Origin of the sequence: Phaeacidiphilus oryzae TH49, from assembly GCF_000744815.1 — a bacterium.
Lineage (GTDB): Bacteria > Actinomycetota > Actinomycetes > Streptomycetales > Streptomycetaceae > Phaeacidiphilus > Phaeacidiphilus oryzae.
This window is the reverse complement of record NZ_JQMQ01000005.1, coordinates 2,347,020-2,362,482: the sequence shown is the minus strand read 5'-3', so window position 1 is coordinate 2,362,482 and position 15,463 is coordinate 2,347,020. Positions and strand designations below refer to the sequence as shown.

Annotated in this window: 16 protein-coding genes; 15 read left to right on the top strand and 1 reads right to left on the bottom strand. The window is 72.0% G+C overall.

What is annotated here, in order from left to right; genetic code table 11:
* The first annotated feature begins 66 nt into the window (after positions 1-66).
* From ffh to ftsH, 3 genes are all read left to right on the top strand, one after another.
* The gene (gene ffh, locus BS73_RS14420) at positions 67-1,629 is read left to right on the top strand and encodes a signal recognition particle protein (RefSeq protein ID WP_037572453.1); all 1,563 of its coding nucleotides are present in this window, start codon (positions 67-69) and stop codon (positions 1,627-1,629) included.
* A 111-nt stretch (positions 1,630-1,740) separates the two neighbouring features.
* Complete coding sequence (locus tag BS73_RS14415) at positions 1,741-2,259, top strand: GNAT family N-acetyltransferase (RefSeq protein WP_037572451.1); 519 nt, start codon at positions 1,741-1,743, stop codon at positions 2,257-2,259.
* 95 nt (positions 2,260-2,354) lie between these two features.
* Positions 2,355-4,436 carry an ATP-dependent zinc metalloprotease FtsH gene (ftsH, locus tag BS73_RS14410; RefSeq protein ID WP_084704058.1) on the top strand — a complete coding sequence of 694 codons (2,082 nt, stop codon included), beginning with the start codon at positions 2,355-2,357 and terminating at the stop codon, positions 4,434-4,436.
* Between the two features lie 73 nt (positions 4,437-4,509).
* Here the strand turns inward: ftsH and BS73_RS40340 are convergent, their stop codons facing one another.
* Positions 4,510-5,205 (bottom strand): class I SAM-dependent methyltransferase, encoded by a 696-nt coding sequence (locus BS73_RS40340; RefSeq protein WP_037572448.1) that lies wholly within the window; start codon positions 5,203-5,205, stop codon positions 4,510-4,512.
* A 278-nt stretch (positions 5,206-5,483) separates the two neighbouring features.
* Between BS73_RS40340 and proS the strand changes: the two genes are divergently transcribed.
* The 12 genes from proS (at position 5,484) to BS73_RS14345 (ending at position 15,322) form a co-directional block, all read left to right on the top strand.
* On the top strand, positions 5,484-6,896 hold the full coding sequence (proS, locus tag BS73_RS14400; RefSeq protein ID WP_037572446.1) for a proline--tRNA ligase: 1,413 nt from the start codon (positions 5,484-5,486) through the stop codon (positions 6,894-6,896).
* A 198-nt stretch (positions 6,897-7,094) separates the two neighbouring features.
* Positions 7,095-7,691 carry a hypothetical protein gene (locus BS73_RS14395; RefSeq protein ID WP_037572445.1) on the top strand — a complete coding sequence of 199 codons (597 nt, stop codon included), beginning with the start codon at positions 7,095-7,097 and terminating at the stop codon, positions 7,689-7,691.
* Between the two features lie 326 nt (positions 7,692-8,017).
* Complete coding sequence (gene rpsP, locus BS73_RS14390; RefSeq protein WP_037572442.1) at positions 8,018-8,452, top strand: 30S ribosomal protein S16; 435 nt, start codon at positions 8,018-8,020, stop codon at positions 8,450-8,452.
* A gap of 2 nt (positions 8,453-8,454) precedes the next feature.
* Positions 8,455-8,694: an RNA-binding protein gene (locus BS73_RS14385; RefSeq protein WP_037572439.1), complete on the top strand. Its 240-nt coding sequence runs from the start codon at positions 8,455-8,457 to the stop codon at positions 8,692-8,694.
* A 113-nt stretch (positions 8,695-8,807) separates the two neighbouring features.
* Complete coding sequence (rimM, locus tag BS73_RS14380) at positions 8,808-9,374, top strand: ribosome maturation factor RimM (protein WP_037572436.1); 567 nt, start codon at positions 8,808-8,810, stop codon at positions 9,372-9,374.
* Positions 9,375-9,382: 8 nt separating this feature from the next.
* Positions 9,383-10,213 carry a tRNA (guanosine(37)-N1)-methyltransferase TrmD gene (gene trmD / locus BS73_RS14375; RefSeq protein ID WP_037572434.1) on the top strand — a complete coding sequence of 277 codons (831 nt, stop codon included), beginning with the start codon at positions 9,383-9,385 and terminating at the stop codon, positions 10,211-10,213.
* Positions 10,214-10,366: 153 nt separating this feature from the next.
* Positions 10,367-10,717, top strand: a complete 351-nt coding sequence (gene rplS / locus BS73_RS14370; RefSeq protein WP_037572431.1) for a 50S ribosomal protein L19 — start codon at positions 10,367-10,369, stop codon at positions 10,715-10,717.
* Positions 10,718-10,964: 247 nt separating this feature from the next.
* Complete coding sequence (lepB, locus tag BS73_RS14365; RefSeq protein ID WP_235215413.1) at positions 10,965-11,690, top strand: signal peptidase I; 726 nt, start codon at positions 10,965-10,967, stop codon at positions 11,688-11,690.
* Positions 11,674-12,921, top strand: coding sequence for a signal peptidase I (gene lepB, locus BS73_RS14360; protein WP_063836991.1), 1,248 nt, complete (start codon positions 11,674-11,676; stop codon positions 12,919-12,921). Before lepB (BS73_RS14365) ends, lepB (BS73_RS14360) begins: the two co-directional genes overlap by 17 nt.
* 36 nt (positions 12,922-12,957) lie before the next feature.
* On the top strand, positions 12,958-13,941 hold the full coding sequence (lepB, locus tag BS73_RS14355; protein ID WP_407675008.1) for a signal peptidase I: 984 nt from the start codon (positions 12,958-12,960) through the stop codon (positions 13,939-13,941).
* Positions 13,942-14,084: 143 nt separating this feature from the next.
* Positions 14,085-14,903 carry a signal peptidase I gene (lepB, locus tag BS73_RS14350; RefSeq protein WP_084704057.1) on the top strand — a complete coding sequence of 273 codons (819 nt, stop codon included), beginning with the start codon at positions 14,085-14,087 and terminating at the stop codon, positions 14,901-14,903.
* 92 nt (positions 14,904-14,995) lie between these two features.
* The gene (locus tag BS73_RS14345; RefSeq protein ID WP_037572422.1) at positions 14,996-15,322 is read left to right on the top strand and encodes a DUF2469 domain-containing protein; all 327 of its coding nucleotides are present in this window, start codon (positions 14,996-14,998) and stop codon (positions 15,320-15,322) included.
* Positions 15,323-15,463 lie beyond the last annotated feature (141 nt).

Sequence of the window (15,463 nt, the reverse complement as noted above, 5' to 3'; positions counted from 1 at the left end):
ACGGCGGCCGGATACCCTGGAGGGCGAACTCTGCCCACCCCCGAGCCACGAGGATCCGCGACCGACGTGTTCGACACCCTTTCCGATCGCCTCGCAGCGACCTTCAAGAACCTTCGCGGCAAGGGGCGCCTGTCCGAGGCGGACATCGACGCCACCGCACGCGAGATCCGCATCGCCCTCCTCGAGGCTGACGTCGCGCTCCCGGCGGTCCGGGCCTTCATCAAGCAGGTCAAGGAGCGGGCGCTGGGCGCCGAGGTCTCCAAGGCCCTGAACCCGGCCCAGCAGGTCATCAAGATCGTCAACGAGGAGCTGATCAGCATCCTCGGCGGCGAGACCCGCCGTCTGCGGTACGCCAAGAACCCGCCCACGGTCATCATGCTCGCGGGTCTGCAGGGTGCCGGTAAGACCACCCTGGCCGGAAAGCTCGGCAAGTGGCTGCGGGACCAGAAGCACACCCCGCTGCTGGTCGCGGCCGACCTTCAGCGCCCCAACGCGGTCAACCAGCTGCAGGTGGTCGGCGAGCGCGCGGGCGTCGCGGTCTTCGCGCCCGAGCCGGGCAACGGCGTCGGCGACCCGGTGCAGGTCGCCAAGGACTCCATCGAGTTCGCCAAGACCAAGATGCACGACATCGTCATCGTCGACACCGCCGGCCGGCTGGGCATCGACGCCGAGCTGATGCAGCAGGCGGCGGACATCCGGGCCGCGGTCGACCCGGACGAGGTCCTCTTCGTCGTCGACGCGATGATCGGCCAGGACGCGGTCACCACCGCCCAGGCCTTCCTGGAAGGCGTCGACTTCACCGGCGTCGTCCTCTCCAAGCTGGACGGCGACGCCCGCGGCGGTGCGGCGCTCTCGGTGGCGCACGTCACCGGGCGCCAGATCATGTTCGCCTCGAACGGCGAGAAGCTCGAGGACTTCGACGCCTTCCACCCGGACCGGATGGCCTCCCGGATCCTCGGCATGGGCGACATGCTCAGCCTGATCGAGCAGGCCGAGCGGACCTTCTCCCAGGAGGAGGCCGAGAAGGTCGCCGGGAAGCTGCGCAGCAGCGGCGGCAAGGACTTCACCCTCGACGACTTCCTGGCCCAGCTGGAGCAGGTGTCCAAGATGGGCTCCATCTCCAAGCTGCTCGGCATGCTGCCGGGGATGGCGCAGATCAAGGACCAGATCAACCAGATCGACGACAAGGACGTCGCCCGGGTGGGCGCGATCATCAAGTCGATGACCCGGGTCGAGCGCGAGGACCCGAAGGTCATCAACGGCTCGCGCCGGGCGCGGATCGCCAAGGGCTCGGGTGTCTCGGTCTCCGAGGTCAACAACCTGGTCGAGCGGTTCTTCGAGGCCCGCAAGATGATGTCGGCGATGGCCGGCGGCAAGGGGATGCCCGGCATGCCCGGGATCCCCGGCATGGGCGGCGGCGGCCCGGCCAAGAAGGCCAAGCAGAAGAAGCAGGCCAAGGGCAAGCGCCGGAGCGGCAACCCGCTGAAGCGCGCGGCGGAGGAGCAGGCGGCGGCCGAGCGCAGGGAGAGCGCCGGCAGCGCGTTCGGCCCGGGGGCGACGCAGTCGCCGTCCGACTTCGAGCTTCCGGACGAGTTCAAGAACTTCCTGCCTCCGGGCGAGGAGAAGTAGCGCCGGAGGGGGCCGCCCGGGCGGCGCCGTACGCGGTGCCGCGCGCTGTCGCGCGGTCCCGTCCGGCGGCCCCGGCCGCTGCCGCCCGCCGGGCCGGGGAAGGATGGCTGTATGCGAGTGATGATCAGGCCGCCGGAGGCGCGCGACGTCGCCCCCTACGCGGAGTGCGTGCGGCGTTCCGCCGAGCACATCGGACGCTGGAACCCGGTCGAGCCGGACGCCCTTCCCGAGGTGATCGCCCGGCAGGGGGACGGCCTGCGGACCTTCCTGGTCATCGACACCGCCACCGGTGACCTGGTCGGCAAGTGCAACGTCTCCAACATCGTCCTGGGCCGCTTCCGCAACGCCAGCCTCGGCTACGACTCCTATCTGCCGTACGCGGGCACCGGCCGGATGACCGAGGGGATGCGGCTGGTGGTGGAGCGCTGCTTCGCCCTCCGTGAGCGCGGCGGCCTCGGGCTGCACCGGCTGGAGATCAACGTCCAGCCGAAGAACGAGGCCTCGATCGCCCTCGCCCGCCGGCTCGGCTTCCGCTACGAGGGCTTCTCACCGCGGATGCTCTTCCTCCAGGGCGCCTGGCGGGACCACGAGCGGTACGCGCTCACCGCCGAGGAATGGCCCACGGCGTAGCGCCCGCCACCCGGCCGCGGCCCGCCTCGCGGCTGACCCTCCGTCAGCGCAGTAGCGGATGACACCCCCTCGGACCTGTCCGTAATGTCGCAAAGGTGACGACCCCTCCGAAGTCTCCGCGGAAGCCCGACCCGCCGCTGTGGCGTTCGGAGGGCACGCCCCCCGAGAACGGCGGCGACGGCGACCGGAACGGCCGCCAGCAGCCGCCGAACCGGCGGATCAGCTGGGTGCGCCTGGTGCTCACGGCCGTCGTGGTGTTCCTGCTGACCGAGCTGCTGCTCAGCGTGTTCGGCAACGGCGGCAACAACACCAGCATCACCTACACGGAGTTCAACAAGCAGCTGAACGCGGGCCAGGTCACCGAGATCTACGCCAAGGGCGACCAGATCCAGGGCAAGCTGAAGGAGCCGCAGCCGGTCCCGGGCGACTCCAAGAAGACCTACCGCGAGTTCACCACCCTCCGTCCGACCTGGGCCAACGACGACCTCTACGGCACCCTGCAGAGGAAGAACGTCACCGTGGACGCCGAGCCGGTGGTCCAGCAGCAGAGCCTCTGGGCCAACCTGCTGATCTCGCTGGCGCCGATGCTGATCCTGGTGGTGCTGTGGATCGTGATCGCCCGGCGGATGGGCGGGGCGATGGGCGGCGGCATGGGCTTCGGCCGCAAGGCCCCGCCCAAGCCGGTCCAGGCGGAGAACATCAAGCGCACCACCTTCGCCGACGTGGCCGGGATCGACGAGGTCAAGGGCGAACTCACCGAGGTGGTGGACTTCCTGAAGCGCCCTCAGGCCTACCGGCGGATGGGCGCCAAGATGCCGCGCGGCGTCCTGCTGGCCGGCCCGCCCGGCACCGGCAAGACGCTGCTCGCGCGGGCGGTGGCCGGGGAGGCCGGGGTGCCGTTCTTCTCCGCCTCCGCCTCCGAGTTCATCGAGATGATCGTCGGCGTCGGCGCCAGCCGGGTCCGCGAGCTGTTCGGGGAGGCCCGGAAGGTCGCTCCGTCGATCATCTTCATCGACGAGATCGACACCATCGGCCGCACCCGCGGCGGCAACACCATGGGCGGGCACGACGAGCGCGAGCAGACCCTCAACCAGATCCTCACCGAGATGGACGGCTTCTCCGGCGCCGAGGGCGTGGTCGTGATCGCCGCCACCAACCGGGCCGACGTGCTGGACAAGGCGCTGCTGCGGCCGGGCCGCTTCGACCGCACGGTGACGGTCAGCCCGCCGGACCGGAACGGCCGGGAGGCGATCCTCCGCATCCACACCCGCGAGGTCCCGCTCAACAAGGACGTGGACCTGGAGCAGGTCGCCAAGACCACGCCCGGGATGACCGGCGCCGACCTGGCCAACCTGGTCAACGAGGCGGCCCTCCTCGCGGTCGGCCGGAAGGGCACGGACGTCACCGCCAGGGAGTTCTCGGACGCCCTGGAGAAGGTCCAGCTCGGCGCCGCCCGCACGATGGTGATGCCGGACGCGGACCGGCTGCGCACGGCGTACCACGAGTCCGGGCACGCGCTGCTCGGGATGCTGCAGCCGGGCGCGGACCCGGTCCGCAAGATCACCATCGTGCCGCGCGGGCGGGCGCTGGGGGTCACCCTCTCCACCCCGGACAACGACCGCTACGCGTACACCGAGGAGTACCTGCGCGGCCGGATCATCGGCGCCCTCGGCGGGATGGCGGCCGAGCAGGTGGTCTACGGCGTCATCACGACGGGCGCGGAGAACGACCTCGAACAGGTGACCAATATCGCCCGGGGGATGGCCGGCCGCTGGGGGATGAGCGAGAAGGTCGGCCGGCTCACCGCGATCCCCTCCGACAACTCGACCCCGTACGGACTCTCCTCGGCCGCGTCCACGCTGGACGCGGTGGACGCCGAGGCCCGCCGGATCGTCGCCGAGTGCTGGGAGGAGGCCTGCGCCAAGCTGATCGAGAACCGCTCGCGGCTGGACGCGCTGGCCCGCGAGCTGATGGAGCGCGAGACCCTCGACGAGGAGGACGCCTACCGCGTCGCCGACGTCCCCCGCGGCCTCAACCCCATCGACGAGCCCCTGCCGAGCACCGGCGCGACGAGCACCGGCGAGATTCCGGCCCTCGGCGAGAACCCGGCCCCCGGCGAGAGCCCGGCCCCCGGGGACCACCCGGCCCCTGGGGACTATCCGCCCCCCGAGGACTGAGCGGTCCGCCGGGCGGGCAGGGGCCGCGCGCCCGGTCCGCCGCGCGAGCCGGACCGGGCCGCCAGGTCCTGCGCTATCGCACCGACTCCGCCAGGACGTAGCGGAAGACGTTGGTCATCCGGACGGCGCCCGACTCGCCGCGGAACGCGCTCAGCGCCGCGGCCAGCTCGCCGGAGACCGCGTCCTCCCCGGCCCGCTCCGCCGCCGCGTCGAAGAAGCCCGTGGACAGCAGGCCCCGTACCGCGCTGTCCAGATCGGGGTAGGCGAACGGGCAGTTGATCCGCCCCCCGCCGACCAGGCGGAGCCCGGCCTGCTGCGCGAGCCCCTCCAGCGCCCCCGGCGCGCTCAGCGCGAACGGGTCCGGCGAGCGCCCCGGGCCGAGCCGCCGTGCGACCCCCAGCACCGCCGCGCTGTCGCACCGCTCCGGCGGCCCCCAGGCGGCGAGTACTACATGTCCGCCGGGCAGCGTCGCGTCCGCGGCCTCCTTCACCACCACCTCCGGGTCGGCCGCGCAGGCCAGCCCGTCGAAGGCGGTGACCAGCCCGTACCGGCCGACCTCGCCGGTGCCCTCCGGGCCCGGCAGCACGCGTAGTTCGCGGCCGCGGGCCAGGGTGCTCAGCTCCCGGTCCGTCTCGAGCCCGGCCACCGGCGCCCCGCGCGCCGCGGCCAGCAGCAGGGCGAGGCCCGAGCCGCAGCCCAGCCCCAGCACGCTGGTCGCCGGGCCGACGTCGAGTCTGCGGTAGACCGCCTCGTACAGCGGTACCAGCATCCGTTCCTGGATCTCCGCCCAGTCACGCGCGCGCTGCCGTTCCCTGCTCGCGGTCCGAGCAGCAACAACCATGCCCGTTGCCTCCGATCCGGGGTGCCAAGCGGCGGTTGTGCCTCATCTCCAGACAACAGCGGGACGGCCCCTTCGTCCAGGGGGGTGGCCCGGCCCTGTGGACGAACCGGCGCCTGCGGCGCCCGCCTGTGGACGACGGGCGCCGCAGGGGGAATCCGGGAAAACCGATTCACGTCGGCCCCCGCCATCCCCGTACCATCGGCGCCATGGCAAAGGCTCCCGTGCTCACCCCCCAGGCGGAGGACTTCCCGCGCTGGTACCAGGACGTGATCAACAAGGCCGAGCTGGCCGACAACGGCCCGGTGCGCGGCACCATGGTGATCCGACCGTACGGGTACGGCCTGTGGGAGCGGATGCAGCAGGACATGGACGCGCGGATCAAGCGGACCGGGACGCAGAACGCGTACTTCCCGCTCTTCATCCCGCAGTCCTACCTGGCCCGGGAGGCCGAGCACGTCGAGGGCTTCGCGCCCGAGCTGGCCGTGGTCACCCACGCCGGCGGGAAGGACCTGGAGGAGCCGGTGGTGGTCCGGCCCACCTCCGAGACCATCGTCAACGAGTACTTCGCCAAGTGGGTGCAGAGCTACCGGGACCTTCCGCTGCTCATCAACCAGTGGGCCAACGTGGTCCGCTGGGAGCTGCGGCCGCGGCTCTTCCTCCGCACCACCGAGTTCCTCTGGCAGGAGGGGCACACCGCGCACGCCACCCGCGAGGAGGCGCGCGCCTTCGCCTCGATGATCCACACCGACGTCTACGGCGCCTTCATCCGCGACACCCTCGGGATGGACGTCGTCCTCGGCCGCAAGACCGCCCGCGAGCGGTTCGCCGGCGCCGTCAGCACCCTGACCCTGGAAGGGATGATGGGCGACGGCAAGGCCCTGCAGATGGGCACCAGCCACGAGCTGGGCCAGACCTTCGCCCGGGCCTTCGACACCCGGTACCTCTCCGCCGAGGGCGGCCGCGAGCACGTCTGGCAGACCTCCTGGGGCTCCACCACCCGCATGATCGGCGCGCTGATCATGACGCATGGCGACGACGCCGGGCTGCGGGTGCCGCCCCGGCTGGCGCACGTCCAGGCGGTGGTGGTGGCGATCAAGGGTGACGAGGCGGTGCTGGCCAAGGTCCGCGAGATCGGCGCCCGGCTGGAGGAGGCCGGGGTCCGGGTGGTCGTGGACGACCGCACCGACACCCCGTTCGGCCGGCGGGCGGTGGACTGGGAGCTGAAGGGCGTCCCGGTCCGGATCGAGGTCGGCCCGCGCGACCTGGAGAACGGCACGGCCATGGTGGCCCGCCGGATCCCGGGCGGTAAGACGCCGACGGGCGTCGACGAGCTGGTCGGCACCCTCCCCGCGCTGCTGGAGGAGGACCAGGAGACGCTGCTGCGCGAGTCCCGCGAGCGCCGTGAGTCGCGGACGGTCGACGTGGCCACCCTGGACGAGGCGGTGGAGGCGGCGGCGACCGGCTGGGGCCGGATCCGCTGGGCGGACCTCGGCCCGGAGGGCGAGGCCAAGCTGGCCGAGCAGGGCGTCTCGGTGCGCTGCCTGATCTCCGAGGACGGCTCGGTACCCGGGGCGGACGACGAACCGGGGGCGTACGCTCTGGTCGCCCGCGCATACTGAGTCTTTTCCCGCACGGGCGTCAACTCGCCGGTTCCATCGGGACTTTCGCCCCCGAAAGGGGGCATAGCGGCCCATTTCCGCGCCCTGACGTGGGAATGGGTCGTGTACGTCGGGGACACGCGGAGAAACTGAGGTGAGAAAGTGAGGACCAATGCGCGTCCGGCGGAACACAGTCAGATGCCCAGTCGTTGGCATAGCGTGAGCACGACACAACCAATTGTTCTCGCGGCAGAGCTGGCCGTCGCCTGGGGTGACATCCAGCGCCATCATCCTGATCTCCCCGATCTCGCGGCTCCGGAGTCGCTGATCGGCGAGTCCTCATCGGCCTGCGGCACGGAGCTCAACTTCGAGCGCCTGCTGCACGAGGCCGCCCACGGCCTGGCCGCCGCCCGTGGGATCCGCGACACCTCGCGCGCCGGTCGCTACCACAACCGGCGCTTCCTGGGTCTGGCCGACGAACTCGGCCTGGACCACTCCGCAGACCCCCATCCCTCCAGCGGCTTCTCGCTGGTGACGATGCGTCCGGAGACCAGGGAGCGGTACGCGGAGACCATCGAGCGGCTGGACCTGGCGCTGGGCGCGCACTCGGACGCGGCCAGCGGCAAGGGCGAGCGGGGCAGGACCTTCCGCGGCCCGGCCACCCGGCACGGCTCCTCCGGGGGCGGCGTCCGGGTCAAGGCGGTCTGCGGCTGCGGCCGCAACGTCCGGGTCGTCCCGTCCGTCCTGGCCCAGGCCGCGATCGTCTGCGGGGCCTGCGGGCAGCCGTTCCAGATCGCCGCCTCGAACGGGGCCTAGGGCGATGCCCGCGGCCGACTTATCCACCGTCCGTCCCTTCTCGGAACATCTCGGAAGCACCATCGAGCACGACCGCACCACCGCACCGGCGCCCAGTCACCTTCGACCCGGACCCCGGCAACGGCGAGTCACCGGCGAACCGGTCCCCGTTGCCGGGCCAGGGCATCCGACCCCCGCGGTATGGCACAATGGGCCGCTGAGTACTCGGCAGCCGAGCAGGACCCCTCTCTCCTCCGGCTGACGTGTCGTCCGAGCAGCCGTACGCCGCAACCCCACGCGGATCGTCCGGCCGCTCACCCACGTTCAGACCTGGAGAAACAACTCCCGTGGCAGTCAAGATCAAGCTGAAGCGCCTGGGCAAGATCCGCTCCCCGCACTACCGCATCGTCGTCGCCGACGCGCGGACCCGCCGTGACGGCCGTGCGATCGAGGAGATCGGGCTCTACCACCCGACGTACAACCCCTCGAAGATCGAGGTGGACTCGGAGCGCGTGCAGTACTGGCTGGGTGTCGGCGCGCAGCCGACCGAGCCGGTCATGGCCATCCTCAAGCTCACCGGCGACTGGCAGAAGTACAAGGGCCTGCCGGCTCCGGAGCCGCTGAAGGTCGCCGAGCCCAAGCAGACCGACTACTCGCACCTCTTCGCCAAGGCCGTCGCCGGCTACGAGGACGAGACCACCGGTGTGGCCATCACGCCGAAGGCCAAGAAGTCGGACAAGGCCGACGAGGCCGAGGCCGCCGCCGAGTCCACCGAGGCCTGACGATGCTCGAAGAGGCCCTTGAGCACCTGGTCAAGGGAATCGTCGAGAACCCCGACGACGTCCAGGTGCGGTCGCGTGAACTGCGCCGGGGCCGCATTCTCGAAGTGCGGGTCCACCCCGACGACCTGGGCAAGGTCATCGGCCGCGGCGGCCGTACCGCGCGTGCCCTGCGCACCGTGGTGACCGCTCTCGGCGGGCGGCACGTCCGCGTCGACCTCGTCGACGTGGACCACGTCCGCTGAGGATGCGCTGAAGATCGTCCCCGCGGGGCCGACCGGGACTACCGCCCGGTCGGCCCCGCGCCTTGTTCCCCCCACGCACCATGCGTTGAACCCACAGCAGGAGCTCGATCACCGTGCAGCTGATCGTCGGCCGGATCGGCCGCGCCCACGGCATCAAGGGCGATGTGACCGTCGAAGTCCGCACCGATGAGCCCGAGCTGCGGCTCGGCCCGGGGGCCGTGGTGCTCACCGATCCGGCCTCGGCCGGCCCGCTCACCATCGCCTCCGGGAAGGTGCACAGCGGCCGGCTGCTGCTCCGCTTCGAGGGCGTGGACGACCGCAACGCCGCCGAGGCCCTGCGCGGGGTCCTGCTGATCGCCGAGGTCGACCCGGACGAGCGTCCCGAGGACCCGGAGGAGTTCTACGACCACCAGCTGATCGACCTGGACGTGGTCACCGCGGACGGCGTGGAGGTCGGCCGGATCGCCGAGGTGCTCCACCTCCCGGCCCACGACGTACTGAGCGTGCGCCGGCCGGACGGCGGCGAGGTGCTCGTCCCGTTCGTCGCCGAGATCGTCCCCGAGATCGACCTGGACGAGCAGCGTGCCGTGATCAGCCCGCCGCCCGGACTGATCGACCCCGCGGAGGCGGAGGTCGCCGGCACCCGCGGGGACGACCAGCACGAGAAGAAGCCGGAGTAGCCCCCGCCGTGCGCATCGACGTCGTCTCGATCTTCCCCGAGTACCTGGAGCCGCTGAACCTCTCGCTGGTCGGCAAGGCCCGGGCGCGCGGCCAACTCGACGTCCACCTCCACCAGTTGCGGGACTGGACGCATGACGTCCACCACACCGTGGACGACTCCCCGTACGGGGGCGGTCCCGGGATGGTGATGAAGCCGGAGCCCTGGGGCGAGGCCCTGGACAGCGTGCTGGACGAGGGCTCGGCCGCCCTCGGCGACCCGGGGGCGGTGCCGACCCTGGTCGTGCCCACGCCCAGCGGCGCCCCCTTCACCCAGGAGCTCGCCCAACGGCTCGCGGACCGCCCGTGGCTGGCCTTCGCGCCCGCCCGGTACGAGGGCATCGACCGCCGGGTGATCGAGTACGCCGCCGAGCGGATGCCGGTCGAGGAGGTCTCCATCGGCGACTATGTGCTGGCCGGGGGAGAGGTCGCGGTGCTGGTCATCGTCGAGGCGGTGGCCCGGCTGCTGCCCGGGGTGCTGGGCAACGCGGAGTCGCACCGGGACGACTCCTTCGCCCCCGGCGCGATGGCGGACCTGCTGGAGGGCCCGGTCTACACCAAGCCCGCCGAATGGCGCGGCCGCACCGTCCCGGAGGTGCTGCTCAGCGGCAACCACGGGCTGATCGCCCGCTGGCGGCGGGGGCGGGCCTTCGCCCGCACCCTCACCAACCGCCCCGACCTGGTGGGGCGTTGGCGGCCGGAGGCGATGGACAAGCACGACCGCAAGGCGCTGGACGAGCTGGGCGTCACCCTCGGCGAGGACGGCCGATTTCGGCCATCGGCCGTGGATGTGGAAGAATAGGCGGCTGCTGCCACGCTCTGTGGCCTGGAGCACTGCTCACGGGTTCGGTTCCCCTGCCACGGGGGAGGTTCCGCCTGGACGGGCGGTGGCGGCGCATCATGTTCCTCACGACCTTCCGTGGGTGACCCGTGGCGCCTGCGATGGAGAGCTCCCATGAGCAACCTGCTCGACGTCGTCGACTCCGCCTCGCTGCGGGACGACGTCCCGGCCTTCCGCCCCGGTGACACCCTCAAGGTGCACGTCCGGGTCATCGAGGGCAACCGCTCCCGTGTCCAGGTCTTCCAGGGCGTCGTCATCCGCCGCCAGGGCGACGGCATCCGCGAGACCTTCACCGTCCGCAAGGTCTCCTTCGGCGTCGGCGTGGAGCGCACCTTCCCGGTGCACACCCCGATCGTCGAGAAGATCGAGGTCCTCACCCGCGGTGCGGTGCGCCGGGCCAAGCTGTACTACCTGCGCGACCTGCGCGGCAAGGCGGCGAAGATCAAGGAGAAGCGCGACAGCTGATCCGACCGGATCGTCCCGCCCGCCCGGATGGCGCCTGGAATCGCCGTATAAGCTCCGGGCGATGGACACGCCGGAAGCATCACAGAACCGCGACGGAACCCCCGCTCTTCAGGAGCGGGGAGTGCCGTCGCGGTTCTCTGCGTCCGGAACCGGCACGGAGCCCGCTGACGGCACGGAGCCCGCTGACGGCACGGAGCCCGCTGACGGCGCCGAGCCGGAGGACGAGGCCCGGGAACCGAGGCCGGCGGTGGGGCGTCCTCGGTGGTGGCACCGGCATCCGCTGCTGCGCGACGTGGCGCTGCTGCTCGGCGCCTGCCTGGTCGTCGTGGTGCTGCTGAACGCCTTCGTGGTGCAGCCCTTCGGCATCCCCTCCGGCTCCATGGAGGGCACGCTGAGGATCGGCGACCGGGTTCTGGTGGACAAGCTCGCCTACCGGGGCTCTCCGGTGCACCGGGGGGACGTGGTGGTGTTCGACGGACGGGGCTCGTTCGTCGACTCGGACTACCAGGGCTCCTCCTCCGCGGCAGGCGGGGGCGGGCTGGGGGCGCGGATCGCCGCCCTGCTCGGGCTGGCCAGCGCGGACGACGGGACCGTGTTCGTGAAGCGGGTGATCGGCGTCGGCGGGGACACCGTGCGCTGCTGCGACAGGCGAGGCCGGATCACCGTGGACGGTCAGCCGCTGGACGAGACCGGCTACCTCCATCCCCGGGACCGTCCGTCGGACGTCCCCTTCTCGATCCGGGTGCCGGAGGGCAGACTGTTCGTGCTGGGTGACCACCGGAGTGAGTCAGCGGACTCCAGGGCACATCTGGGCGATCCGGGAGGCGGGTTCGTCCCGGTGAGCAGAGTGATCGGACGGGTCGACTGGGTGGTGCTGCCGATCGGCGACGCCCACCGGATCACCCGCCCGGCCGCGTTCGCGGCGCTCGAGTCGGAGCTACGGAAGGGCGCCGCGCGTGGGAACAAGGGGTAGGAAGCACGCCTCGGGCCCCCCGGCCCCGGCCGCGCAGGAGACCCCGTACCCCTCCCCGGCCGACGACGGGCGGCCCGGTCGGGCCGGGCGGCCCGGACGAGCGGATCGGGGCCCGGACGACCAGCTCTCCTGGCTCGGGGCCGAGGCCCCGCTCTCGGCGGCGCCGTACGCCGTGCGGCCGACCTGGGCGCAGTCGGAGAGCGGCGACGGGGACGCCGGCTCCGGCGGAGCCGCGGGAGCCGGTGGAGTCGGGGGATCCGGCGGCGGCACCGGCTGGGCCGGCGTGAACGGGGGCGGGACCGGAGGCGAGGAGGCGCCCGCCGAGGCGTCCGCGCCCGGCGCGCGAGCCCGGCGCGGTCGCGCGGAGCGGCGCAAGCAGGCGCGCAAGGCGCAGCGGCGCCGCCGCCGCTCGCTGCTGCGCGAGATACCCGTGATCATCGTCGTCGCGGTGGGCATCACCCTGCTGCTGCAGACCTTCCTGGTGCAGGTCTTCTCGATCCCCTCGGGCTCGATGGAGCAGACCATCGAGGTCGGTGACCGGGTGGTCGTCAACAAGCTCTCCCCGTGGTTCGGCTGGCATCCCCACCGCGGTGACGTGGTGGTCTTCAAGGACCCCGGGAACTGGCTGGACGCCTCCTCCGAGGCGCCCTCGCACGACGGGCCGGTGCTGCGCGCGGTGAAGAACACCTTCACCACCCTCGGCCTGCTGCCCTCCGACCAGAACCTGATCAAGCGGGTCATCGGGGTGCCCGGTGACGTGGTGGCCTGCTGCGACAAGCAGGGCAGGGTGACCGTCAACGGGAAGCCGCTGACCGAGCCGTACGTCTTTCCGGGGAACGCCCCCTCCAACATCCGCTTCGAGGTCAAGGTCCCGGCGGGCGACCTGTGGGTGATGGGCGACCACCGCGATCTGTCCGCGGACTCGCGCTACCACATGAACCAGCGCGGCGGCGGCTTCGTCCCCGAGTCCGACGTGGTCGGGCGGGCGATCGCGATCGTCTGGCCGCTGAGCAGATGGCAGACGCTGCCGGAGCCGACCGACTTCGCCGCGGTGCCGACCGGAGCCGTGGCGACGTCCGCCTCCGGGCGGCCGGAACGGGAGAATCTTGAGCAATTCGGCCAATCCCCGGCCCTTGCGGGGGTCGGGCCGATCCCGTTGGAACTTCCACTCGTTATGGGGGTGGCAGCCGCTTGGCCGCGTGTCCGAGCGCGTTGGCGACGACGGCGGTGACAGCGTGGGTGGCATGCACTGGAGTGAGGAGTCGATGTGGGGGACCTGGTGATCGGAACCCGGTCGGGTGGGCCCGATGAGCCCGAGGGCCCGGAGGACGTGGTCGGCACGGGGTCAGGCGGTTCCGGCGGGGCCGACGGCGGGTCGGGCGGGTCCGGCGGTTCCGGCGGAGGACCCGGCGGCGGGTCGGGGAGGTCCGGGAAGGCGTCCGAATCGGACGCCGCGCGCAAGCCCCGGTCCTTCTGGAAGGAGCTGCCGATCCTGATCGTGATCGCGATCGCGCTGGCGCTCGTGATCAAGAGCTTCCTGGTGCAGGCCTTCTCCATCCCGTCCGGGTCGATGGAGAACACCCTGCAGATCGGCGACCGGGTGCTGGTCGACAAGCTCACCCCGACCTTCGGGGCCAAGCCCTCGCGCGGCGAGGTCGTGGTCTTCAAGGACCCGGGCGACTGGCTGGCCGGCGAGCAGACCAACCAGCCGAGCACCAATCCCGTGGTGCACGCGATCCAGACCGGCCTCTCGACCATCGGCCTGATGCCGGACCCCAGCGAGAAGGACCTGATCAAGCGGGTGATCGCGGTCGGCGGCGACACCGTGAGCTGCGCCAAGGGCGGCCCGGTGGAGGTCAACGGCAAGCCGCTGACCGAGCCGTACATCTACCCGGGCGCCACGGCCTGCGACGACCACCCCTTCGGCCCGCTGAAGGTTCCTGCGGACCACATCTGGGTGATGGGCGACCACCGCAACGACTCGCTGGACTCCCGCTACCACATGGACGAGCCCGGCGGCGGCTCCGTGCCGGACGGCAATGTGATCGGCCGGGCGTTCGCCGTGGCCTGGCCGCTCTCGCACTGGAAGACGCTGCCGATCCCGTCCACCTTCAGCCAGCCGGGGATCACCCGGCAGGCGATGGGCGCGATGGGCTCTCCCGCGGGGCTCGGGCTGGCCGGGGCCGTCCCCCTGACCTGGGGCTACCGGCAGCTGCGGATCCGGCGGGAGCGTCGCCGCAGCCGGCTGTGATGTGTGGGTTCCCGAGGGTTCCCGGGGGGACTCCGGCACGCGCGCGCGAGGGATGCTGACCTCCGAGTAGGCTGCACTGGCTTGTGACCTCGCGGCGCGCGCCCCGGTGGCCCGCGCGCCCGGCAGACAGGGTGGAACCGCAGATGACCCAGGATCAGCGCATCGGACCGTCCGGGTACGCCGGCGCCCCGGCGGGCTCGTCCGCTCGCGGGGCGCGCTCCGCCCGTCCGGCGCGGCGCGGCCGTGCCGGAGGGGTGATCCAGGGGGTGCTGATCGCCGTCGGCCTGATCGCCATGCTGGGCGGCTTCGCCATGATCGCCGTGCAGTACCGCCCGTACAACGTGCCCACCGACTCGATGGAGTCGACCATCCCGGCCGGCACCACGGTTCTGGCGCACACGGTCAAGGGGACGCAGGTCGGGCGCGGCGACATCGTGGTCTTCAAGGACCCGCAGTGGGGCTCGATGGCCGAGGTCAAGCGGGTCGCCGGGGTCGGCGGCGACACCGTGGCCTGCTGCGACGCCCACGGCCGGGTGACGGTGAACGGCAAGCCGATCGACGAGCCGTATCTGAACACCCTGGGGCTCAAGGGGATGCTGGGGGCCAACGGGCAGGCCGCCTCGACGTTCACGGCCAAGGTGCCGGCCGGCCGGCTCTTCCTCCTCGGCGACAACCGCGCTGTCTCCCTGGACTCGCGCTCCCACCTCCAGCTGCTGTCCGGGACCGTGCCGGAGAGCGCGGTCATGGGCCGGGTCGAGGGGGCCGTCTGGCCCTTCGCCCAGATCGGGACGATCGGCAGGACGAGTGCTTTCGACGCGCTTCCGGGCCGGGACGCCACCGCTCACGGGCCCCTCGGCCCGCTGGCCGTCGCCTGCGTGGGCGGCGGGGTGCTGGTGCTGGCCACGGCCGCGATCGGCAGCCTGGCCGGGGCACTCGGCCGCCGGCGGCGCGCGGGCGGCTGACGGCCCGACGCGGCGTCGGCCGGGACGCGTACCGCGGGGCGGAGCGTGGTCCACAATGGGTAGACGTACGCACAGCTGAGGGGAACGTGGGGATGAGTGCCGAGGACCTCGAGAAGTACGAGACCGAGATGGAGCTCAAGCTCTACCGGGAGTACCGCGACGTCGTCGGCCTGTTCAAGTACGTGATCGAGACCGAGCGCCGGTTCTACCTCACCAACGACTACGAGCTCCAGGTGCACTCGGTGCAGGGCGAGGTCTTCTTCGAGGTCTCGATGGCCGACGCCTGGGTCTGGGACATGTACCGGCCCGCCCGGTTCGTCCGGAAGGTCCGGGTGCTGACCTTCAAGGACGTCAACGTCGAGGAACTGGCCAAGAGCGACCTCGAACTGCCGTCCGACGACGCCGACTTCGGCCGCTGACCGAGCCGGGCCGGCGGCGGTCCCCGATGGGTCCTTCCGTGGAACCCCCTCCCCCGTGCGGGTGAGGGGGTTCCACACATCCGGGGCCCTGTCCCCAGGCGTCAGGATGTTCGTACCGCGGGCCCTGCGGCTCCGGGAGAT